The organism is Geothrix campi (genome assembly GCF_024609265.1).
Classification (GTDB): Bacteria; Acidobacteriota; Holophagae; order Holophagales; family Holophagaceae; genus Geothrix; species Geothrix campi.
In genome coordinates this window covers 908,635-928,852 of sequence record NZ_JANHMP010000001.1, presented here as the reverse complement: position 1 = coordinate 928,852, position 20,218 = coordinate 908,635, and the positions used below count along the sequence as shown (strand labels likewise).

Here is a 20,218-nt window from a genome sequence, read left to right as displayed (position 1 = left end):
CATGGGCGAAGAAATCCAGGTGGTGCCCCAGCAGGTCAGCATCCTGATCGTGGATGACCTGCCCATCATCCGCCTGTCGCTCGAGCGCATCCTCACGAAGGCTGGCTACCGCTGCCGCGTGGCTGCGGACGTGCCGGGGGCCCTCAAGGCCCTGGAGGAGGAGCCCTCTGACCTGGTCCTCAGCGACATCCAGATGCCGGGCGCCTCGGGCCTCGATCTGGTGAAGGCGCTCCAGCCCCGCATCCCCGATATCTCCGTGGTGATGGTGAGTTCCACGGAGGCGACGGAGACGGCCATCGAGTGCCTCCAGCAGGGGGCATTCGGCTACATCCTGAAGCCCTTCCAGCCCCGGGAGATCGTGGTGCAGGTGAATGCCGCCTTGCGGCGCCGCATGCTGGAGATCGCCTTCCGGGACCGTGAGGCCCAGCTGGCCCGGAAGGTCCGGGAACAGACCGAGCAGATCCGGGCCTCGCGCGAGGAAGTCGCCCTCAGGCTCATTTCCGCCAGCGAGCACCGGGACCACGAGACGGGGACGCATGTCCGCCGCATCGGCCTCTACGCTGCGGAGATGGGAAAGCTGCTCGGCTGGGATCAGGAGGCCGTCGAGACCATCCGGTCCGCCGCGCCCATGCACGATATCGGGAAGGTCGGCGTGCCGGACGCCATCCTCCAGAAACCCGGGGCCCTCACCGAGGAGGAATGGGTCACCATGCGGAGACACACCTCCATGGGCGCCACCATCCTGAAGGGATCCAAGGTTCCGTTCATCCAAATGGGAGCCCGCATTGCCTTCGGCCACCACGAAAAGTGGGACGGCACGGGCTATCCGAAGGGCCTGAAGGGCAAGGCCATCCCCATCGAGGCCCGCATCACCACCCTGGTGGATGTCTTCGATGCGGCCAGCAGCCGCCGGCACTACAAGGACTCCTGGCCCGAAGACCAGGTGGTGGCGCTCATCCAGAGGGGTCGGGGCGTCCATTTCGACCCCCAGCTGGTGGACCTCTTTCTGGCGAATCTGGAACGCTTCGCAGCGATCCTCGCCGCGAACCCCGATGAGGAACGCGACGAGGATCCAGGGATCTAGGCCTGTTGGGGTGGAGCCTCTTTCGGGGTTCTCCCCTTGGTGATCGTGAACTCGCCCAGCATCATGGGCACCGCGGCCTTCAGCATGAGCGTGAAGACCAGGAAGCCGATGGCGAAGATGCCCGCGGCCACGGCGATCTCCGTGAAGGAGGGACGGTAGACGTAGATGTCCCCCAGCACATCGGGCGTGAGGCCGGGGATGATGAGGCCCATGCCCTTCTCGATGTAGACGCTGGCGTAGATCAGTACGCAGCCGATGTTCAGCGTCACCCAGTTGGTGCGGGTGCGGGGTACCAGGAAGAGGATGAAGGCCGCCAGGCCGCAGAGGATCGAGGCCCAGGCGTAGGGCACGAGGGTGGTGTGGCCCTTGAGGCCGAACAGCAGGTACTGGAAGTACACCATGTGCTCGGTGCCCGAGTACAGCTCCTTGAATGCCTCGGCCGCGGTGAGGAAGAGGTTGAAGCCCATGGTGTAGGCCATGAGTTCCGCGATCTTGAAGATGGCCTCGTCCTTGATGCTGAGCTTCGTGGTCTTCCGCAGCACCTGGAGCAGGATGAGCAGGATGGCGGGGCCCGAGCAGAAGGCAGACGCCAGGAACCGCGGCGCGAGGATGGCAGAGTTCCAGAAGGGCCGCGCCGCCAGGCCGTTGTAGAGGTAGGCCGTGACGGTGTGGATGCTCACGGCCATGGGGATGGAGAGCAGCACCAGGGGCAGCACCAGCTTCTTCACATAGTGCCGCTCGGTGTAGGCGCAGAAGAGCAGGTAGGTGACCACGAACCAGTTCAGCAGCAGGTAGAGGTTCAGCACGATCACGTCCCAGGCCAGCATGGACTGGGGCCAGTTGAGACGGCCCACCAGGGGGATGATGTGCCAGAACCGGTCGGGCCGGCCGATGTCCACCATCACGAAGCCCAGGCACATGATGAGGGCGCTGATGGCCAGCATCTCGCCCAGGATGGTGATCTCCTTGATGGGCTCCCAGTCGTAGATGTAGGCCGGGATGACCAGCATGATGGCGGCGGCGGCCACACCCACCAGGAAGGTGAAGTTGCCGATGTAGAAGCCCCAGGAGACCTGGTCCCGCATCCTGGTGACGATGAGCCCGTCCTTGAGCTGGCCGAGGTAGGCGCCGGCCCCGATGGCGATCAGGAGCAGGAGGAAGCCGACCCAGGCGTAGTAGATGCGGCCGCCCTTGGTGATGAGCCGGAACGTGTCGGAAAAGAACCCCGAGAAGTTTTTCAAAGTGAACATGGCCTCACACCCCGTAGAAGTAGAAGAAGTTGGGTTGGGTGTTCAGGTCTTCCTTGAACTTGAAGACGCGCTTGTTCTCGAGGACGTAGCGGATCTCGCTGTCCTTGTCGAGGAGGTTGCCGAACTTGCGCGAACCGGTGGGGCAGATCTCCACGCAGGCCGGGTACTGGCCATTGCGGGTGCGCTGGATGCAGAAGGTGCACTTCTCCACCACGCCCTTGGGCCGCGGCCGGTTCCCGAGGTAGTGCGTCTTCGGATTGACCTCGTCCGCGGGCAGGTGGGGCTCGCCCCAGTTGAAGTGGCGGGCGCCGTAGGGGCAGGCGGCCATGCAGTAGCGGCAGCCGATGCACCAGTTGTAGTCCACGACGACGATGCCGTCCTTGTCGCGCCAGGTGGCGCCCACAGGGCAGACCTTCGTGCAGGGCGGTTTCTTGCACTGCTGGCACTGGACCGGCATGTAGAAGTGGCCTTCCTGGGGCACCTCCTCCGGGTTGTAGTACTGGTCGGCGTGCTGGAGGTTGACGCCCTCCTCCTTGTCCATCTGGAGCACGCGGATCCACTGCACTTCAGGATCCCGGGACTGGTTGTTCTCCTTCACGCAGGCATGGACGCAGCGGCGGCAGCCGATGCAGCGGCTGAGATCCAGGGCATAGCCGAAGATCACGCCGGGGATGGGCGGGGTGTTGGCGACTTTCACCTCCTTGCCGTACTTCGCCTTGTATTCCTTCTCCAGGCGGTCGATGACCGAGAGCACCTCGTCCTTCGACAGCTCCTTGAAGTTGCGTTGGAGGAACTCCTCCTTGCTGAGCGTGCCGCAACCCGTGAGTGCGGTGGCCATCGCGGCCGTGGCCGCGCCGAGGAACTCCCGGCGGCTGCCGCCGACGGAGGCGGAAGGCTCACAGCCCCCGAGGGGGCATTCGGGCTTGTGGTCCGTCATCGGACACCCCCTTTCCGGGCCTGGATCTGTTCGGGATGGGCGGGCGGCGGCAGGGGCTTCAGCGCCTGGAACCTCGGCGTATGCGGGTTGTGGCAATTGACGCAGAGCAGGTACTGCTTGGGCCCATTCCAGCTGCCGGTGCGCTTGCCATGGACACCCACCCGCCAGTCGCGCAGCTTGTCCCCGTGACACTGTCCGCAAAGCAGATAAGAGGAGGTGAAAGCGACCTTTTCGCCGCTGGCCAAGTGGAGGCTGTCGCGGTTGTTGGCATCGTGGCAGTCCAGGCACCACCTGCTGGCCGGTCCGTGGTTCAGGACGATGTCTGTATGCATGTCCTTGAGCTCACGGTGTTTGAAATTGGGTTTCATGCTCTTGCCGTCATGGCAGGAGGTGCAGGGGAAGATGCCATCGCTGAAAGGAGGCTTGGGCACCTGGATGCCTTCGGGCATGGCGGTGTCCTGCGCCTGGGCGGCGGGGGCGGTTCTGGCGGCGGGTGGGTCCGCGAAGGCCGCAGGTCCCAGGAGGACCAGCAGGCCTGCCGCCAGCGTGGACAGAGTCGGGAGGCGCATGGGTGGTTCCTTTCGTGGAGCGGGGCCGCTGGGCGGCGGTGGAATCGGACTGGGGTTTTCGGGATGGTGGTGATGTCTCATGGGGCGTCCTCCCCGTCTTCGTCGGTCTCCGGGGCCGCCGGGTTCCTCAGGAGGCGCGGCGCGGCGATGAGCGTGGCCCCGAAGCCCATGAAGGCCAGGAAGAGGGTGAGGGGGCGCCCCTGGGCTAGGTCCTCGAACAGGAACTTGAGCGTGGTGACGGCCAGGAGCGGGTAGACCATCCAGCGCAGCTCCAGTACGGGCACCCGGCGCCCCAGCCAGGCCAGGGCGATGGCGAGGGCGGACAGCACGAGGGTGCGGGCCAGGGCCAGGCCGCCGGGATCGGGGGTCCGGCCACCGCAGCAGGCCCAGATCCCGAGAGCTCCAAGGCCCACTGCCGCCAGGGCTCCCATCACCAGCACCGCCGGACGCATCAGAACCGTGACGGGATCCGGCGGCCGGCGGGCCAGGAAGACCGCCAGGGTGGCGAAGAGCGCAACCAGGCAGGCCAGTCCGGCTGGCGTGGGCGGGGCGGTAGGTCCGGCAGGATCCATGAACACGTGGAGGGCCCAGGCACCCAGTCCGGAGGCCAGGGCCGAGGCCGTCAGATAGAGGCCGCTCTGGTAGACCAGGACCTTCCGGCGCAGGCGGAGCGCGGCCAGCATGGCCACCAGCCCCAGGACCCCGCAACCGGTGGCGAACACGGGCGGCGGCAGGACGAAGGAACCGCCCAGCAGGAGGAAGATCAGGGCCAGGAACGTGAAGAAGTTGAAGTTCGCCCGGGTCTCCTCCTGGTCGTCCACGAAGGGGACGGCGGCGGCATAGCACCCCACGCCGGCCAGGGAGACCCCGGCGCCGAGGAGGGCCGTGCCCGAGCCGGAGGCCAGGGAGACGCGCACGGCGCCTCCGAAACCCACCAGCAGCACCAGGGCGGTCTGGATGTATTCGAAGGCGTTCACCACCCGGCGCCGCTGGAGCATCCTGACGGCGAAGCTGCCGATGTAGATCGCCGCGAGGGCCAGGGCCAGGAACAGGGCCCGGTTCTGGGACAGCCCCCGGTAGACGCTCTGGGAAACGCCCGGCCAGGCCGCGAGCAGGGTGAGGATCAGCACGCCGGCATCGGCGGCCAGGGCCGTGGGCCAGCGGAGCCCATGCCAGCGCCGCCCGTAGGTGAGCCACAGGGCCCCGGCGCCCAGCGCGAGGAAGGCCGCCGCGAAGGGTTCGATGGCCCGCTGGGCCATCATCACGATGAAACCGGACCCCAGCGCGGCCAGGGTGGCCATCCAGAGAACGGCGTGGAGATCCCGACGCCAGGCCACGACGGCATGGAGTCCCGCGGCGGCGACCAGGATGAAGGCCGCCACCCCCGGCGCCAGGATGCCGAAGTGGGTGGAGGATTCGACGACCAGCGGATAGGCGATGAGGATCGAGGCCAGGGTGCGGAAGGCGGCATCCAGCGGGCGTCTGGCGCGGAGGCCCAGGATGGCCCAGGTCGCGGCGTAGGCGAGGCCGAGGCCCACGCCGACGCCATGGGGAACCGTTCCGGCATCCACCAGGGTCCGGATGAGATAGGCGCCACCGAGGATGAGACAGACCCGTCCGATGAGGCCGAGGACGCGGGTGGGGCTGGGCAGGCTGGGATCCAGCAGGGGCGCCTCTTCGGTCCGGGGCCTGGTGGGGGGAAACGGCAAGGCGGTGGGCGCCGGGCGACCCGGGGTCGCCTGGAGGGTCGCCTCCAGGGCTTCGACCCTGGCCTCCAGTCCGTGGACCATCTGCACCAGTTCACTGAGGCGGGACTCCATCCCGACCGGCGGGGCTTCGCCCGGCGAGGCCTTCAGGGGTGGAACCTGGGCGGTGGACATCGACCTTCCTCCGGGGAGGTGGGACCGAATTTGAATAAGGGTTGGTTAAGACCCATGCTCACCCGCCGGCGAAGGGCGTCAAGTTCCATGAAATCATTCCAAATGGCTCATAAAGAAAACAATGAATGGTGTTATCACACGGTGAATCCGGCCGGATCGCGCCACTACCGGGGGTCATGGGAAGAAACAGTTGGCTGCAAGTGTCGGGACCTTCCAGGCCACTGGGAGAGCATGTGCCCGCCATCACAGGGGAGTCGGGCCTCCGTTGACCTTGCAAACGGAGCTTCCAGGCCTGCCGCCCGATCCGGAGCCCGCTCCATCCGCCGGGTTGCTTCGCCGTCTCGCCGGGTTGGGTTAATCGCTGCTAGCGCCAGCTCTCGCCGCGGCGTCCTGAGGCCGCCAGCACTTCCTCCGCGGCTCGGAGGCCGTGATCCTGGGCTTCCTCGAAGAGGGCCAAGCCGCTGAGTTCTGTATGGGCGAAATGGATGCGGCCGAAAGGTCTGGCGAGCGCCAGGAAGGTGGGATCCCACAGCAGGCCCGGCGCCGGGCAGACCATGGCGTGGCCCCAGCGCATCACGTCGAGGCGCGCCACCAGGCCTTCCAGGTCCGGGTGGGCGGAGTGCAGATCGTCCAATACCATGCGGGCGCAGGTCGGCCAGTCCAGGGACCGCAGGTGGGCCCGCTCGGCTTCGCAGTCGGGGCCCGTGAAGGGCCGGTACCAGGTCCAGACGGTGGGGCCGTAGTCTTTCAGGCTCTGGTGGGTGGCCACCACGTAGCCGAGGGCCGCGCTGTCCCGCAACACGTTATCCCAGGCCAGGGGGAAGGTGGGCTCCTGAGGGCGCGCCCGGAGGGTGAGGTTGGCCACCATCCAGGGGGCGTTGCGGATGCGGGCGGCGGCTGGACGCGCCTCGGCCAGGCCCGCGATGACATGCTTCGCCACATGCTGTGGTCCCGCGAAGATCACGCGCTGGGCCTTCCAGCCCAGGCGCACCTGGTTCACCGCATCCCAGGCCGTGACGAAGAGCCCATCCTTCTCCTCGCGGATGGCGGTGGCCATGACGCCGCAGCGCAGGCGGTCCCCGCTGGCCCGGCGCAGGTGGTTGATGAGGAAGCCATTGCCCTCGGGCCAGGTGAGCAGGGGCCGTGAATCCTCGCCGGGGCCCTGCTTGCGGGCCGCGAAGTAGAAGAGGCCCGCCCAGGCGCTGGTGGTGTCCAGCCGGGAGCCGTAGTCATCCCGGCAGGCGTAGTCCAGCAGCCAGCGCAGGCGGGGCGACGAGAAACCGCGCGCATCCAGCCAGGTGGCGAAGGAGAGGCTGTCCAGGGCCCGGGCCTCGGGTGCATCAGAACAGCGGGAGCGGGGAATGCTGAAGGCGGGGCGCCCCCTCGCATCGCGGAAGGCGGCCCAGCGGTCCACCTCGTGGAAGAAGGCGTGGTACTGACGCTCGTCCTCAGCGGTGGCCCCGGCCCGCAGGTAGAGGCCCTCCCACCATTGGCCGTAGGCGAAGATCCGCTCCTCCGGCGCGCGCACCGTGGCCTCTTCCGCGAACACGGGATCGCCCTTGGCGTCGAAGCCCTCGAGCACGCCGCATTCTTTCAGCAGGCGGAGCACCGCGTGATTGCCGCGATCGGGCACGGGCAGGTAGTGGGCCGCCCAGGGGAAGGCGCTCACATGGTTGCGGCCCGAGCGAGAGGTGCCGCCGGGTTCCCGTTCGAGCTCCAGCACCCGGAAATCATCCAGCCCGCTCCCCGCCAGCCGCCAGGCAGCGCTGAGGCCCGCCACCCCGCCACCCACCACCAGCACTGAGACCGGCTCGAAATGCTCCGGTTCGGCGAAGGCGCCGCCCCGCAGCCAGTGGCCCAGCGCCAGGTCCGGTCCCACGAGCTCGCCCGGGAAGGGGAATGCGGGCTTGCGCCGACAGGCCAGGGGAACCGCGGAAAGGGCGCTCGCGGCGAGGAAGTCGCGGCGCTTCATGGCCACGGACTCAAGACCACCGCCGCCACTCCCGAGCGTAGAGATGGACGAGCACCTGGTTGTCCAGGCGATTCACCTCCGTGGGCACCCGGTCCATGTCCTTGGGGAAGGCGAACATGGCGGCGGTGGCCTCATCCGACAGGTGGCGCAGGCCGGGGAGCACATGGGTGGGGATCTCGAAATCGCGCTTCGACGCCAGGGCGAAGCCCCAGACGCCAAAGGAGGGCACCGCCAGGTGATAGGGATGCACCTTCAGGCCCGCGGCCTCCATGGTGGCGGCGATGCACCAGAAGGATTCCCGGGCCATGAGCGGGGAGGTGCTCTGCACGGCGATCATGGCGTCGTCGGTGAGGCGGCGCTGCAGCAGCCGGTAGAAACGAGAGGTGTAGAGCTTCCCCAGGGCGTAGGTGTTGGGGTCGGGGAAGTCCACCAGGGCGATATCGAAGGGGGGGCTCGTCGTCTCCTTGAGCCAGACCATGGCGTCGGCGTTGATCACCTTTACGCGGGGGTCTTCGAGCGAGGCGCCGTTGAGCTGGCGCACCATGGGCTGGCGTAGGGCCATATCCGTCATGGCCGGGTCCAGGTCCACCAGCACGATTTCCTGGACCGACGGGTGCTTCAGCACTTCGCGCACGGCGAGCCCGTCACCACCACCGCAGATGAGCACCCGCTTCGCCTCCGGCCTCAGGGAGAAGGCGGGATGCACCAGGGCTTCGTGGTACCGGTATTCGTCGGCTGAGGAGAACTGCAGGTTGCCATTGAGGAAGAGTTGGAAACTGCCCCGGCCGCGGGTGAGTACGATGCGCTGGTAGGCGCTGTCCTTGGCGTAGACGATCTCATCCGCGAAGATCTCCTCCTCGAGGGCCACCGTGAATTTCCCGGCGAACCCCAGGCCTACGGCCAGCAGCGCCATGACGGTGAGGCAGCGCAGGCGGATCAGCCGGGTGGGGCCCAACTGGGAGGCGAGCAGGTAGGTGGACCACAGCCCCACCGCGGCGTTCAACAGGCCGAAGATGAGGCTTGTGCGCACCAGGCCCAGCTTCGGCATGAAGAGCAGCGGGAAGAGGATGGAGGCGAAGAGGGCGCCCATGTAGTCGAGGGTGAGCACGCCGGCGATCAGGTCCTTGAAACGCACCTGGTCCTTCAGGATGCGCATGAGGATGGGGATCTCCAGCCCCACCAGCGTGCCCACGACCATCACCACGCCGTAGAGCACGACCCGGAAGGCATGGGTGTGGGCGAAGGCCTGGAAGAGGATGGGCGCTGAATAGCCACCCACCAGGGCCACCGCCAGCTCCAGGTCCACGAACCGCCGCGCCAGACCCCGCTGAAGGTATTTCGACAGGTACGAGCCCAGGCCCATGGCGCTGAGGTAGACCCCGATCACGGTGGAGAACTGCGTGACCGAATCGCCCAGCAGATAGCTCGACAGTGTCCCCGCCACCAGCTCGTAGATCAGCCCGCAGCTGGCGATGAGCAGCACACTGATGAAGAGCAGCGGCGCCTTGAGCGTCGGCTCCGATTGCGGGGTCTCAGAAGCGGAATTAGCCACGGATGAACACAGATGAACACGGATGGGTCACAGGGGAACTCGCTTCACACCGACTTTGGGGAAAAATAGTTAAGGATCAATTCTCTCCGCAGCTCGGTCGCGCGCAGGTAGTTGAGGCATTGGGCGAGGTGGATGTCCTCGAGGTGCTTGACGCACTTCAACTCGAAGATGACAGTCCCAGCGACCAGTAGGTCTGCGATGTACTCCCCCGCCACCATCCCGTCGTACATGACTTTCACCGGAAATTGCTGGGCGACATGAAGCCCCGACCTCCTGAGTTCATGAGCAAGGGCATTTTCGTAGACCTTCTCGAGAAAACCCGATCCAAGCGTGTTGCTCACCTTGAACGCCGCTCCGATGATGGTTTCGCACACGGCATCTAATCCGTGTTCATCCGTGTTCATCTGTGGCAAATCACCCATGGATCGCGGCGGCGATGATGAGGCTGATGCCCAGGATGAGGCTGCCGAGGACAATGCCGAGGGCGACGTTCTGGTCATCCTCCATCTCCTTGCGGAGGGAGAAGGGCAGGACCTTCACGAGCACCAGCCAGACCACACCGAGGATGACGAGGCCCAGGATGGAGAAGATGGCGGCGACGAGGAGCTGGTGGAGCAGTTGGTCCGTGATCATCACTTACCCCCGTGGAATCCGTTGTTGTGCAGGAAGGTGCGGTAGGCGCCGGGTGTCTGGCGCACGCTGGGCGGCAGATCGGCGCGGCGCCGGTTTCCGAAGAACTCCCGGCCGAGGAAGCCATTGGCCACCATCAGGCTGAAGCCGCCGCCGAGGAAGAGCAGGTAGAGGATCCGCATCAGTCATCACCTCCGGAGGAGCCTGCGTTCGGGGCGTACATGCTCTCCTGCCAGCGCCGGCTCTCGAAGGCCACCATGCGGAACACCATGAGCAGGGGCACCAGGAGAATGGCCAGGAGGGCGAGCCCGGGGTACAGCCAGCGCATGACCCCCTGACGGAGGCGCACGTCGATGGTCCGCACGGGCGGCACCTTCCCATCCCACTGGGGGGCGAGGCGCAGCACATAGCTGCCCGGTGGCACGGCGCTCAGGAACACGGTCTGCGCCTGGCCACCCTCGGACCAGGACTCGCCGCCATCCACGCCGTGGTACCAGCTGGATTCCACCAGGAAGAGTTCCGCCACTCCCGTGGTTTCGCTGACCAGGGCGCCCTCCAGCCCGATCCAGCTGTTGTTTACCGGAGCGCTGAGAGTGACCGCAAGGTTGCGGTGGCCTTCCTTGATCTCGATGGGATCAGAAAAGAACACCGGTTCCTGGGGTTCCGCCGGGGCGGGCATCACAGAGCCCGAGGGTGCCTGTGGCCTCCGCGTGGGGATGCCCTGGCGGGCGGTGCCCGGGGCCTCAGGCTGGATCCGGGCCAGGTCGTAGAGGTTCAGTTGCCGGTGGAACAACTCGGTGTTGCGGTGGGTGATGGATTCCGCCATCACCAGGAGCAGCAGCAGGCCCAGGGCCCCCACGAGCCAGAGGGCGGATTTCGCCAGGGCAGCCTTGTGCGGATTGGGCTGGAACGAGGTGATGCCGACGGGTGCGGGCGGTGCCCCTACGAGCTTGAAGGCTTGCCAGACCTCCTCCGGTTCCAGGTAGGTGGAGAGGCTCCAGTTGACCTCGCCACCCCCGCCCTGGTGGGCCTGGCGCTCGCGGGTGAGGCTGCGGGGCGGCGCCACGAATTCGGTCACCTCCACCCGCTCGCCCTGCTCCACGGTCCAGTAGAACTCGCCCCAGACGCCTTCGACGACCGCCTCCACATCCTGGAAGCGCCGCCAGGTGTGGCCCTGAGTCCAGAGGTTCTTCTGCCCATCCCGGGCCTGGGGGACCTCGCCCGGAGCCACGGCCACGGCGAGGCTCCAGTGACCGTCGCTCTGCACCAGCCACTGGAAGCCGTGGCGGCTATCCAGCAGCAGGTACTCGTTCCAGGGGTAGTCCGTCCCCTCGACGTGGCAGCTGCGTCGCAACTGGCCGATGCAGATGACAGGTTCGCCGCGCAGGGTGCCTTCCGCGCCCAGGGGGATCACCACATCCTGGCGGGGCTGCTGGAGGCTCTTGAGAAAGGCGAGCTTGCCGCCTTCCGCCGACAGCAGGCTGCCGCAGCTGGGACAGCCCACACGCAGGGTCTGGTCCGGCGCGCGGAGAGCCAACGGTCCGCCGCACTTGGGGCAGTTGAGGCTCTGGGTGCCAACCTTGGGCGGCTTGCGGGTTCCGCCCTGGATGCCGAGATCGGCCAAGGGGATCTCCCGCCCCAGGAAGAAGAGAGGCGGATCCTCGCCATAGTCGAGCGTGGCAAACGCGCCGTTGCGGCCCGACAGGTCCGCGTAGCGGTAGGTGGCGCCGGGCTCAACGGCCCATGGGATCTCGCCCTCGGCGCTGTGGAAGGCGGCCTCGCTGACCTCGCCCACGGTCCAGAGGCCGTCGGGGCCCAGATCCGCCAGGCCGCCGGGTTGCAGGTCGGCGGGGGCCGGTAGCGGGCCATGCGGCGCCTGGGTGAAGGTGAGGTAGAAGCGGCCCTGGGCTTCCGCCAGCCAGCCCCACCGGCCATCGTCCAGGGCCAGGTACCACTCGTCCCAGACGCCACCCAGGGGGTGCTTCAGTTGCACGCGGCCCGCCAGCGTGAACGAGCGTCCCGTATAGCGTCCCGTGGCGCCCAGGGCCAGCGGAGAGCCGGTGTCCACCAGGTCGGCCACCTTGCCGATGAGCTCGGGATCGCGGTCCCGGCGGGCGGCCAGGGCCTTGCAGTACGGACAGACGGCCACCATGGTCCCGGGGCGGAAGCTCAGGGGGGCGGCGCAGCTGGGGCAGGAGGCGAGGGCGCTCATGGGGTCCCGGTGATTATGCAGGTCGGTCAGAGGCAGGGGAAGATGCGGGTCAGTCCGTCCTGGAAGGTTTCTTCCGGGGTGAGCAGGCTCAGCACCAGGTGGCCGTCGCCGGGAAGGTCGAAGAAGGAACCCGGATGCACCAATGTGGCAGCCTTTTCCAGCAGGCGAAGGGCGCAGGCCTGATCCGCATCCACCGCGGGTCGCCGCAGCAGGGCCGACCAGCCGCCTTCGACGGGCAACCGGGACAGGCGGCCATGGCGCGCCAGGGCCGTGTCCAAGGCCGCGAGGTTGGCCTGCAGACGCCTCCGGACCTGCTGGCGGATGCCGGGCGCCAGGGCCAGCAGGGTGGGCGCGGCGGCCTGCGCGGGCGCGGACACGGACAGGTACTGGTCCGCCAGGAAGGCCAGTGCTTCCAGATGGTCCGCTGCCCCCGGGCCGCGCGCGGCGAGCCAGCCCAGCTTGAGCTGGGGCAGCGCGGCCACCTTGCTGAGGCCCGACAGGAGGAAGACCGGACAAGGTGGGTCGGGTTCCAGGAGGGCCGTGGCCAGGCGGTCGGCGGGCGGCTCCAGGGGGTAGTCCGCGAAGACCTCGTCCACCAGAAGGGCCAAGCCCTGCCTGCCGCAGAGGTCCGTGAGGCCCGCCCACTCCGTTTTCGACAAAAAATGTCCAGTGGGATTATTGGGGTTCACCACCACGATGGCCCGGGTGCGGGGCCCCACCGCTGATTCGAGGGCGCCCAGATCCAGGTGCCAGCGTTCGTGGAAGTACGAAGGCACGGAGCGGGCATGCAGGCCCTCCTGGCGCGCCAGCCAGTCGAAGAGCGGGTAGCTGGGGCTCGGCACCAGCACCTCGTCGCCCGGATCGCCCAGGAGCTTGAAGAGCAGGCCGTAGCCCTCGCTGGTGGAGGCCGTGAGCAGCAGATCCTCGGCCCGCAGGCCATGCCCGTGGTGGGCCGCGATGGCTTCGCGGGCGAGGCGCGATCCCTGCGGATCGGGATCGTAGGCCAGCACGGACGGTGAGGATAGCGCCACGCGGATCTCCGCTTCGGGGTAGACGAATCCGCAGCGGGTGGGGTTCGACACAGTCAGGTCGAGGATCGCGCAGCCCTCCGCGCGCAGCCGCGCCAGCGAAGCTGACAGGGCGTTCGGCTCGAAACCGTGCGGAAGGCGGGAGGACAGGCGCATTCGACCAGGGTAGACGAACTGCCACCTGCGCTTGTTCCTCGGTGGATAATCGACACATCCATCAGGAGGTTCCCATGGCGAAGACCCCCAAGGTCGCGGTGCTGCTGGCCGGTTGCGGCCATCTCGACGGGGCTGAGGTGCGGGAGGCGGTGCTCACGCTGCTGGCCCTGGACCAGCACGGCGCCTCCTTCCAGTGCATCGCCCCCAACGCCGACCAGCACCACGTGATCAACCACGCCACAGGCCAGCCTGCGCCCGGTGAACGGCGCAACATCCTGGAGGAAGCCAGCCGGATCGCCCGCGTGGGCCAGTGCCTGGACCTCGCCCAGGCCAGGGCTGCGGACTATGACGCCCTCGTGATGCCAGGCGGCTACGGTGTGGCCAAGAACCACTGCACCTTCGCCTTCAAGGGAGCGGAGGGCGAGGTGCGACCCGACGTGGCGGCTTTCGTGCGGGCCTTCTTCGATGCGAAGAAGCCGGTGGGCGCCATCTGCATCGCCCCGGCCCTGGTGGCACTGATCCTTTCCGGTAAGGCTTCCACAGACCTGACCCTGGGCAACGATGCGGACTGTGCCGCCGCCGTCCAGAAGCTCGGCCAGCATCACAAGGACACGCCCGACGCGCGGGCGATCGTCATCGACGAAGCCTGCAAGCTCGTCACCACCCCTGCCTACATGTTCGATGACGCGCGGCTGAGCGATGTGTTCGTGGGAATCGAGCGGTGCGTGGCCGAAGTGCTGAAGCGGGCCTAGCCCTCACGCTCTCGCCGCGGGTGCACCATCCGCCGCAAGGCTGGAGTCAGGATACGGCTGGCGGCGAGGATGCGGGCGTCCTCGTCCATGGCCTTGATCCAAGGGGCCGCGTGGCCCAGAGCCAGGCCTGAGTCCGGCAGCGCGAGCGTGCGGTCCAGGGCGCGCAGAACCTGATCCGCCACTGGCCGCACCTCCCGCCAGCGGGAAGTCGCCAGGGCCTCGGCCTGGGGCGGGCGCAGGGGCGGCTGGATGAGCGCGACCAGTGGGTCCAAGCCGAGCTTCGGATTCTGGAGGAAGGCGGCCAGCACGCCGCTGTCGGGGGCCCGCCAGACCAGGGCCCACAGGGGGCGGGGCGCATGCAAGGCCAGACTGCGGCGCTCGCCCGTGGTCATGCCTGTCCATAACTGCTGGAGCTTCTCGGTGGCCTGCTGACGGGCCTGGGGGTGCGCTGCCGGATCCACCGACACCGCTGCCAGGGCCCGCCAGGGCAGGCGCGCCATGAGTGCGGAACGCAGGTGGGCTGGGGCTTTGGCGTGCTGGGCGACCCAGCGCAGCAGGAGAGGGCGTTTCCGCAGCTCTGGCAGTTCCGCAGCCGCCTCCAACCACCCCCGAGGCGGTTCCGGATGCCGCAACATCCGGAGGAACCGCGGCCACGGAAGCTCGGGCGGCAGGGCCCAGGAGGCTGGGGGGGGAAGGGGCATGGGGAAAGTCTAAGGGAATTGAGTCTGGCCTCCGGATTGAGGACTGAAGACTGGGGACTGTTTTGCGTCACACTATCCTCATGACTCCCGAGTTCACCATCCTGGGCCGTGGCCGAGCCGGCCGCGCGCTGGCCGCAGCCTGGGGGCCTCGGGCGGCCCTGGTGGAGCATGGCGCCCGCCCGGAAGGTCTGGTGATCCTCGCGGTCCCGGACCGGGCGGTGGCCGAGCTGGCACCGGCCTTCCCGGGGCGCTGCGTGCACCTCGCCGGGAGCCTCCACCTGCCAGAGGTGCCCTGCGCCCATCCACTCACCAGCTTCGATGGCGAGGCCAGGGATTGGACGGGCACCCCCCTGGCCACCACCGGGGCGGTGCCGGATCGCTTGATGCGCGCCTTCGGTGACCTGGGCTTCCTGGCCTTCGACTTGCCGGCGGAATTGAAGCCGCTCTACCACGCGGCGGCGGTGCTCACCTCGGGGCACGCGGCTTCGTTGTGGCTGGGGGCTGAGACCCTGCTGCGCGCCCGGGGCCTGGTCCTTCCGGGCCGGGGTCTGCTGCCGCTGGCGGAGGCGACCCTGCGCAATGTGGCCACCCTGGGCGCGGCTGGACGGACGGGCCCTTTCGTCCGCCGTGACGAGGCCACCATCGCCCGGGACGCGGAAGCCCTTCCAGAACCCTGGCGGGAGATCTTCCTGACACTGGGGCGGAGCCTCGACTGAAACCTCGAACCACCCGCGGAGCGCCATGTCCCTGCTGCTCATCGTTTCGGTCATCTGGGCCCTGTCCTTCGGCCTCACCGCCAAGGTGAGCGACCTGGGGGCCCCCTTCGTGACCGCGGCCCGAACGCTCATGGCGGCGCTGGTGTTCCTCCCCTTCCTGGACGTGAAGGGGTTGTCCCGGGGGCAGGTGCTGGCTTTCGCGGGCATCGGCGCGCTGCAGTTCGGTCTCATGTACCTGCTCTACATCGCCTCCTTCCGTTGGCTGCAGTCCTCCGAGGTGGCCCTGTTCACGATTTTCACGCCCTTGTTCGTGACCCTCACGGCTGATCTGATGCGGGGGAAGGTCTCCTGGCTGTTCCTGGGCACCGCCGCCCTGGCTGTGGTGGGGACGGGCATCTGCGTCTGGTCGGGGCTGGGCCGGAAGGGGATCCTGGTGGGCTTCCTGCTGATGCAGGCGGCGAATCTGTGTTTCGCCCTGGGCCAGGTGCTCTACCGTAGATTCGCCCCGATCTCGGGCAAGCGGGATCGGGATCTCATGGGCCTGCTTTACCTGGGGGCCTCCGTGGTGGCGGTGGCCATGGCCGCACCCTCCACCTCCTGGGCCAAGGTGCTGGCCATGGATCTGCGCCAGGTGATGGTGCTGGTCTACCTCGGCGTGGTGGCCTCCGGACTGGGCTTCTTCCTCTTCAACGCCGGGGCCCGCCGGACGGACATCGGCACCCTCGCCATCTTCAACAACATGAAGATCCCCCTGGCCATCCTGGCCTCGGGCTTGGTGTTCCGCGACCTGGTGGACTGGCCGAGACTGGCCGCCGGTGGTGCGATCATAGCCTGTGCCCTCGGACTGAACGGCCTCTCTGGAGCCCGGCCATGACCACCTTCTCGCCGCCGCTGGACCTCCGGGCCGAAACCCCCGCCGCCTGGGCTGAGGCGGCTCTGGCCGACCCCGAGGCCCTGTTGTCGGATCACGCCCACTGCGAAAAGAAGGCGGCACTCACCGCCCTGAACCTGGCCCGGCACCTGGGCGATCAGGCCCGCGCCTCCAGCCTGCTGGCGCGACTGGCGGATGAGGAGCTGGACCACTACCGGCGGGTGCTGGAAGGCATCCAGGACTTCGGCTGGACCCTGCTTCCCGATCGGGGAAACCCCTACGCCCAGGCGCTCCACCGCCTGGCTTCGAAGGGGCTGCTGGACCAGCTGCTCATCGCCGCGCTCATCGAAGCCCGCAGCTGCGAACGGCTCTGGCTTCTCGAGCGTGCCGCGGCGAATCATCGGACCCTCGGAGCCGCACCCTGGTTGGCCTTCTTGCTGGAACTGGAACGCTGCGAAGCCGGCCATGCCCATGCCTACCGGAGCCTGGCGGAGGAGCGGTTCGGCCGCGAGGTGGTCCAGCAGCGGCTGGACTGGTGGCTGGACCGAGAGGCGGAGGCGATCCGAACCCAGCCCTGGCGATCTGCGGTCCATTAGGTCTGTTGAATCTGCCGGCCATTAGGTCTTCTGACCGCTGGTAGGCCATGGCATCCTGGATGCGTCCTCCGAGGCAGCCTATGTCCACTGTTCCTGACCATGGTCTCAAAGAGATGGTGCCGGTCTTCGGGCCCGACGCGCTCGGAGCCCATGCCGGCGCGAGCTTCCACCAGGCGTTGGCCCGACTCAGCGAGGGTGGGGACCTCAAGGCCCGCCTCCTGCTGTCCGCGCTCTCCCACTTCGCGGCCAAGGGCTACGATGGCGTCCAGGTGAAGGAAGTGGCTGAGGAGGCGGGCGTTTCGAAGCCCACCCTCTACTACCACTTCGGCAGCAAGGAGGGCCTCTTCCGCCAACTCTGCCTCGTCTCGCTCTCGGCCATGGCGGTGCGCATCCAGGCCCTGGTCGAGCCCTTCCTGGCCGCCCCCATCCGGGGGGCCAAGGCCATCGACGAGGCCAGCGTCAAGCTGGTCCAGGCCTACCTGGACCTGCTCCTGGAGAGCCAGGAATTCACTGGCTTCATCCTGCGTTCCATCGCCGTCCCCTCCCCGGATTCGGGTTTCCGGGATCTCATGCCCCTCGTGGAGAAGGGCTTGAGTCCGCTGGGACTTTACATGAACCACGTCTTCGGCACCGGCCTGGAGCAGGCCCGCAAGGAGGTGCTGCTGTTCACCTCCCTGGTGGGCGCCCTCATCGAGGAGAAGCTCCGGGATCCGCAATACCAGATTTCCGGGGAGGAGGTGCGCTGGGTGGCGCGCCGCTGGCTCCACGGCGTGCTGGGCTGAGAGGCCTGAAGGAAGGCGCCATGGCCAAGCTCGCCCCGATCCGGGCCATCCTCCGTCCGCTGGACCTGGCCCAGCATCTCTTCGAAGTGGAGTTGGCGCTTCCCGCCGAGGCCCTGGCCTCCGGGGCGGTGGCGGCGATGCCGGCCTGGACGCCAGGTTCGTATCTGGTGCGGGACTACGCGCGGCTCGTCGATCGGGTGCGCCTCCAGGAGGGACGCAGGGAACGCCCCCTGGAGAAGCTCGACAAGCAGCGTTGGCAGCTGCCGCCGTCGAAGCGGGAGCTCACGATCCGCTACCGCGTGTACGGGAACGACCTCACCGTACGCACCAATCATCTGGATGACACCCACGCCCAGATCATTCCCGCCGCCACCTTCCTCTACCTGGAGGGCCAGCTGGAGCGGCCGGTGGAGGTGCGCTTCGAGGGGTTCCCCGCGAACTGGAAGGTGGCCTCGGCCCTGCCACAGAAGCAGGGCGCCCACCTGGCGAAGGATTTCGACACGTTGGTGGATTCCCCCTTCGAGCTGGGCACGTTCCGGACCCGCGGTTTCAAGACCGGTGGCACGGCCTTCGAGCTGGTGTTCACCGGCCGGCACAACGGGGATGAAGGCCGCATGGCCGGAGCCACCCGGAAGATCGTGGAGGCCGCGGGGGCCATCTTTGGCGGCTTCCCCTTCAAGCGTTATGTCTTCTTCTTCACTTTCACACCCAAATTGCGCGGGGGCCTGGAACACAAGGACTGCACCAGCCTCATCGCGGACAGCCACGCCTTCGACAAGCCCGAGGGCTACTACGCGCTGAACCAGCTGGTGGCCCACGAGTTCTTCCATGCCTGGAATGTGAAACGCCTCCACGACCCCGCCCTGGGGCCCTTCGATTACAGCCGCGAGAATCCCACGAAGATGCTCTGGTTCCATGAGGGCCTCACCTCGTACATGGAACACGTGATCGTGTTGCGGGCCGGCGTGGTGCCTTGGAGCCATGCCTCGAAGGAATTGGCCAAGTGTTGGGGTGAGCAGGTGCAGCGCCCCGGCCGCCTGGAGCAGAGCCTGGAGGAATCCAGCTGGGACGCATGGATCCGCTTCTACAAACAGCACGAGTTCAGCCCCAACAGCTCGGTCAGCTACTACGACAAGGGTGAGATGGTGGCCTGGCTCATGGATGCGGCCATTCGCGAAGGCAGCCGGGGGAAGGCGGGCCTGCTGGATCTCTTCGCCCTGGTCTGGACACGGCATGGCGAACACGGCCTCACCGACAGCGATGTGCGCCGGGTCTTTCACGAGCTTTCGGGGAAGAATCCTTCGTCCTTCTGGGATGCCTACATCTCCGGCCGCGCCGAGCTGGATTCCACCCAGCTCCGCCGGGCCTTCGGACTGAAGATGGAGACCAGGGCGCCCTGGGAGTCCCTCTCCGCCGAGGAGGCGGAAGATCCAGCGGCGCAGCGGCGCGCCCATGCGTGGACGGGCCTCGTGCTGGCTTCCAACGGGCCCAGCATCCAGAACGTCATTCCCGGCAGTCCCGCAGCCAAGGCCGGCCTCAGCTACGGCATGGAGATCCTCGCGGTGGACGGGTGGCGCACCACGACCGCGGCGGAAGTCCAGCGCGGCCTTGCGGAACCGGGGCCCGGGGGGAAGGTGCTGGTGCTGGCGGCAGACCGGGGCCGGGTTTTCGAAATCTTGGTGCCCGTGGTGGAGACTCCTGACCGAACCTACCGGCTGGCGGCTGACCCCCGGGCCGGAGCCGCGCCACGGGCCGCCTTTGTTGGATCCTATGGCCAACCCTTTCCCGCCGCGCCGGTGAAACGGGGCGGACGCCGGTGAGGATTGCTGCGATCCTCGCCGCCCACGACGAGGCGGATCACATCGGAGCAGTGCTGGATGGATTGAGGCCATTCAGCCTCCACCGTGTGCTGGTGGTGGATGATGGTTCCTCGGATCGAACCGGGGCTGTGGCCGCCTCCCATGGCGCGGAAGTCATCCGTCTGGAGCCGGGACTGGGTGGCGGGAAGGGCCAGGCCATGCGGGCGGGCATCGCCCGACTTCGCCCCGATGACTTCGACTTCTACCTGTTCCTGGATGCGGACGGCCAACACGACCCCGCGGACTTCCGACGGTTCCTGGATCATCTTGCCGCCCACCCGGACGCCGACTTCCTGATCGGCTCCCGGTTCCAGGATCGGGCGAAAATCCCAGCCAAGCGCTGGCGCACGAATGCCCTGGGCACCTGGACCCTGGGCCGCATCGCCGGCGTGCACTGGGAGGACAGCCAGAGCGGCTTCCGCATGATCCGCAAGAAGGTGCTGGATCGGCTGGAGCTCCGCGCCAGCGGCTTCGCCATCGAGATGGAGATCGCCATGAAGGCCGCGGACTGGAAGCTGCGATGGGCCCATGTGCCCATCCGGGCCATCTACCAGCCTGGGCCACCGCGAAGCCATTTCAGGGGCGTGATGGATACTTGGCTGATCGCCTGGGAATCACTCAAGTGTTGAGCTGACTCCTACCCGTACAGACTCCAGCCAGGCGCCACCTTG

20 protein-coding genes are annotated in these 20,218 nt (G+C 67.6%); 8 read left to right on the top strand and 12 right to left on the bottom strand.

What is annotated here, in order from left to right:
• The first annotated feature begins 1 nt into the window (after position 1).
• Positions 2–1,084, top strand: coding sequence for an HD domain-containing phosphohydrolase (locus NOV65_RS04380; RefSeq protein ID WP_257304682.1), 1,083 nt, complete (start codon positions 2–4; stop codon positions 1,082–1,084).
• On the opposite strand, the gene dsrP is transcribed toward NOV65_RS04380, so the two are convergent.
• From dsrP to NOV65_RS04325, 11 genes are all read right to left on the bottom strand, one after another.
• Positions 1,081–2,334 carry a sulfate reduction electron transfer complex DsrMKJOP subunit DsrP gene (gene dsrP / locus NOV65_RS04375; RefSeq protein ID WP_257304681.1) on the bottom strand — a complete coding sequence of 418 codons (1,254 nt, stop codon included), beginning with the start codon at positions 2,332–2,334 and terminating at the stop codon, positions 1,081–1,083. The genes NOV65_RS04380 and dsrP overlap by 4 nt on opposite strands.
• Before the next feature lie 4 nt (positions 2,335–2,338).
• Positions 2,339–3,271, bottom strand: coding sequence for a 4Fe-4S dicluster domain-containing protein (locus tag NOV65_RS04370; RefSeq protein ID WP_257304679.1), 933 nt, complete (start codon positions 3,269–3,271; stop codon positions 2,339–2,341).
• Positions 3,268–3,840 carry a cytochrome c3 family protein gene (locus NOV65_RS04365; protein ID WP_257304677.1) on the bottom strand — a complete coding sequence of 191 codons (573 nt, stop codon included), beginning with the start codon at positions 3,838–3,840 and terminating at the stop codon, positions 3,268–3,270. Before NOV65_RS04365 ends, NOV65_RS04370 begins: the two co-directional genes overlap by 4 nt.
• 77 nt (positions 3,841–3,917) lie before the next feature.
• The gene (locus tag NOV65_RS04360) at positions 3,918–5,720 is read right to left on the bottom strand and encodes a DUF2339 domain-containing protein (RefSeq protein ID WP_257304675.1); all 1,803 of its coding nucleotides are present in this window, start codon (positions 5,718–5,720) and stop codon (positions 3,918–3,920) included.
• A 364-nt stretch (positions 5,721–6,084) separates the two neighbouring features.
• Positions 6,085–7,692, bottom strand: a complete 1,608-nt coding sequence (locus NOV65_RS04355) for an FAD-dependent oxidoreductase (protein ID WP_257304674.1) — start codon at positions 7,690–7,692, stop codon at positions 6,085–6,087.
• Between the two features lie 10 nt (positions 7,693–7,702).
• Positions 7,703–9,244 (bottom strand): polyamine aminopropyltransferase, encoded by a 1,542-nt coding sequence (locus tag NOV65_RS04350; RefSeq protein ID WP_257304673.1) that lies wholly within the window; start codon positions 9,242–9,244, stop codon positions 7,703–7,705.
• A gap of 44 nt (positions 9,245–9,288) precedes the next feature.
• Positions 9,289–9,648: a GxxExxY protein gene (locus tag NOV65_RS04345; RefSeq protein ID WP_257304671.1), complete on the bottom strand. Its 360-nt coding sequence runs from the start codon at positions 9,646–9,648 to the stop codon at positions 9,289–9,291.
• A 10-nt stretch (positions 9,649–9,658) separates the two neighbouring features.
• A complete protein-coding gene (locus NOV65_RS04340) occupies positions 9,659–9,877 on the bottom strand; it encodes a DUF350 domain-containing protein (protein WP_257304670.1) in 219 nt (72 codons plus the stop codon).
• On the bottom strand, positions 9,877–10,056 hold the full coding sequence (locus NOV65_RS04335) for a hypothetical protein (RefSeq protein ID WP_243300654.1): 180 nt from the start codon (positions 10,054–10,056) through the stop codon (positions 9,877–9,879). Before NOV65_RS04335 ends, NOV65_RS04340 begins: the two co-directional genes overlap by 1 nt.
• A complete protein-coding gene (locus NOV65_RS04330; protein WP_257304667.1) occupies positions 10,056–12,086 on the bottom strand; it encodes a DUF4178 domain-containing protein in 2,031 nt (676 codons plus the stop codon). Before NOV65_RS04330 ends, NOV65_RS04335 begins: the two co-directional genes overlap by 1 nt.
• Before the next feature lie 26 nt (positions 12,087–12,112).
• Entirely contained in the window at positions 12,113–13,270 is a 1,158-nt protein-coding gene (locus NOV65_RS04325; protein ID WP_257304666.1) for a pyridoxal phosphate-dependent aminotransferase, read from the bottom strand.
• A gap of 74 nt (positions 13,271–13,344) precedes the next feature.
• Here NOV65_RS04325 and elbB point away from each other — a divergent pair, with 74 nt between their 5' ends.
• Positions 13,345–14,022 carry an isoprenoid biosynthesis glyoxalase ElbB gene (elbB, locus tag NOV65_RS04320; protein ID WP_257304665.1) on the top strand — a complete coding sequence of 226 codons (678 nt, stop codon included), beginning with the start codon at positions 13,345–13,347 and terminating at the stop codon, positions 14,020–14,022.
• On the opposite strand, the gene NOV65_RS04315 is transcribed toward elbB, so the two are convergent.
• Positions 14,019–14,723: a hypothetical protein gene (locus NOV65_RS04315; RefSeq protein ID WP_257304663.1), complete on the bottom strand. Its 705-nt coding sequence runs from the start codon at positions 14,721–14,723 to the stop codon at positions 14,019–14,021. The two genes, elbB and NOV65_RS04315, sit on opposite strands and share 4 nt — an antisense overlap.
• 62 nt (positions 14,724–14,785) lie before the next feature.
• Between NOV65_RS04315 and NOV65_RS04310 the strand changes: the two genes are divergently transcribed.
• From NOV65_RS04310 to NOV65_RS04285, 6 genes are all read left to right on the top strand, one after another.
• The gene (locus NOV65_RS04310; protein ID WP_257304661.1) at positions 14,786–15,439 is read left to right on the top strand and encodes a DUF2520 domain-containing protein; all 654 of its coding nucleotides are present in this window, start codon (positions 14,786–14,788) and stop codon (positions 15,437–15,439) included.
• A 25-nt stretch (positions 15,440–15,464) separates the two neighbouring features.
• Positions 15,465–16,313, top strand: coding sequence for a DMT family transporter (locus NOV65_RS04305; protein WP_257304659.1), 849 nt, complete (start codon positions 15,465–15,467; stop codon positions 16,311–16,313).
• The gene (gene miaE / locus NOV65_RS04300) at positions 16,310–16,906 is read left to right on the top strand and encodes a tRNA isopentenyl-2-thiomethyl-A-37 hydroxylase MiaE (protein ID WP_257304658.1); all 597 of its coding nucleotides are present in this window, start codon (positions 16,310–16,312) and stop codon (positions 16,904–16,906) included. The genes NOV65_RS04305 and miaE overlap by 4 nt, the downstream gene beginning before the upstream one ends.
• Positions 16,907–16,986: 80 nt before the next feature.
• The gene (locus tag NOV65_RS04295; RefSeq protein WP_257304657.1) at positions 16,987–17,688 is read left to right on the top strand and encodes a TetR/AcrR family transcriptional regulator; all 702 of its coding nucleotides are present in this window, start codon (positions 16,987–16,989) and stop codon (positions 17,686–17,688) included.
• A gap of 20 nt (positions 17,689–17,708) precedes the next feature.
• Positions 17,709–19,508 (top strand): M61 family metallopeptidase, encoded by a 1,800-nt coding sequence (locus NOV65_RS04290; protein WP_257304656.1) that lies wholly within the window; start codon positions 17,709–17,711, stop codon positions 19,506–19,508.
• Positions 19,505–20,176 (top strand): glycosyltransferase family 2 protein, encoded by a 672-nt coding sequence (locus NOV65_RS04285; protein ID WP_257304654.1) that lies wholly within the window; start codon positions 19,505–19,507, stop codon positions 20,174–20,176. The genes NOV65_RS04290 and NOV65_RS04285 overlap by 4 nt, the downstream gene beginning before the upstream one ends.
• The last annotated feature ends 42 nt before the right edge of the window (positions 20,177–20,218 follow it).

What these genes read in the sequence shown, in the direction of transcription:
- NOV65_RS04380 (WP_257304682.1), top strand. Translation starts at nt 2, where the DNA reads ATGGGCGAAGAAATCCAGGTGGTGCCCCAGCAGGTCAGCATCCTGATC.
- dsrP (WP_257304681.1), bottom strand. Translation starts at nt 2,334, where the DNA reads ATGTTCACTTTGAAAAACTTCTCGGGGTTCTTTTCCGACACGTTCCGG.
- NOV65_RS04370 (WP_257304679.1), bottom strand. Translation starts at nt 3,271, where the DNA reads ATGACGGACCACAAGCCCGAATGCCCCCTCGGGGGCTGTGAGCCTTCC.
- NOV65_RS04365 (WP_257304677.1), bottom strand. Translation starts at nt 3,840, where the DNA reads ATGCGCCTCCCGACTCTGTCCACGCTGGCGGCAGGCCTGCTGGTCCTC.
- NOV65_RS04360 (WP_257304675.1), bottom strand. Translation starts at nt 5,720, where the DNA reads ATGTCCACCGCCCAGGTTCCACCCCTGAAGGCCTCGCCGGGCGAAGCC.
- NOV65_RS04355 (WP_257304674.1), bottom strand. Translation starts at nt 7,692, where the DNA reads ATGAAGCGCCGCGACTTCCTCGCCGCGAGCGCCCTTTCCGCGGTTCCC.
- NOV65_RS04345 (WP_257304671.1), bottom strand. Translation starts at nt 9,648, where the DNA reads ATGAACACGGATGAACACGGATTAGATGCCGTGTGCGAAACCATCATC.
- NOV65_RS04340 (WP_257304670.1), bottom strand. Translation starts at nt 9,877, where the DNA reads ATGATCACGGACCAACTGCTCCACCAGCTCCTCGTCGCCGCCATCTTC.
- NOV65_RS04335 (WP_243300654.1), bottom strand. Translation starts at nt 10,056, where the DNA reads ATGCGGATCCTCTACCTGCTCTTCCTCGGCGGCGGCTTCAGCCTGATG.
- NOV65_RS04330 (WP_257304667.1), bottom strand. Translation starts at nt 12,086, where the DNA reads ATGAGCGCCCTCGCCTCCTGCCCCAGCTGCGCCGCCCCCCTGAGCTTC.
- NOV65_RS04325 (WP_257304666.1), bottom strand. Translation starts at nt 13,270, where the DNA reads ATGCGCCTGTCCTCCCGCCTTCCGCACGGTTTCGAGCCGAACGCCCTG.
- elbB (WP_257304665.1), top strand. Translation starts at nt 13,345, where the DNA reads ATGGCGAAGACCCCCAAGGTCGCGGTGCTGCTGGCCGGTTGCGGCCAT.
- NOV65_RS04315 (WP_257304663.1), bottom strand. Translation starts at nt 14,723, where the DNA reads ATGCCCCTTCCCCCCCCAGCCTCCTGGGCCCTGCCGCCCGAGCTTCCG.
- NOV65_RS04305 (WP_257304659.1), top strand. Translation starts at nt 15,465, where the DNA reads ATGTCCCTGCTGCTCATCGTTTCGGTCATCTGGGCCCTGTCCTTCGGC.
- miaE (WP_257304658.1), top strand. Translation starts at nt 16,310, where the DNA reads ATGACCACCTTCTCGCCGCCGCTGGACCTCCGGGCCGAAACCCCCGCC.
- NOV65_RS04295 (WP_257304657.1), top strand. Translation starts at nt 16,987, where the DNA reads ATGTCCACTGTTCCTGACCATGGTCTCAAAGAGATGGTGCCGGTCTTC.
- NOV65_RS04290 (WP_257304656.1), top strand. Translation starts at nt 17,709, where the DNA reads ATGGCCAAGCTCGCCCCGATCCGGGCCATCCTCCGTCCGCTGGACCTG.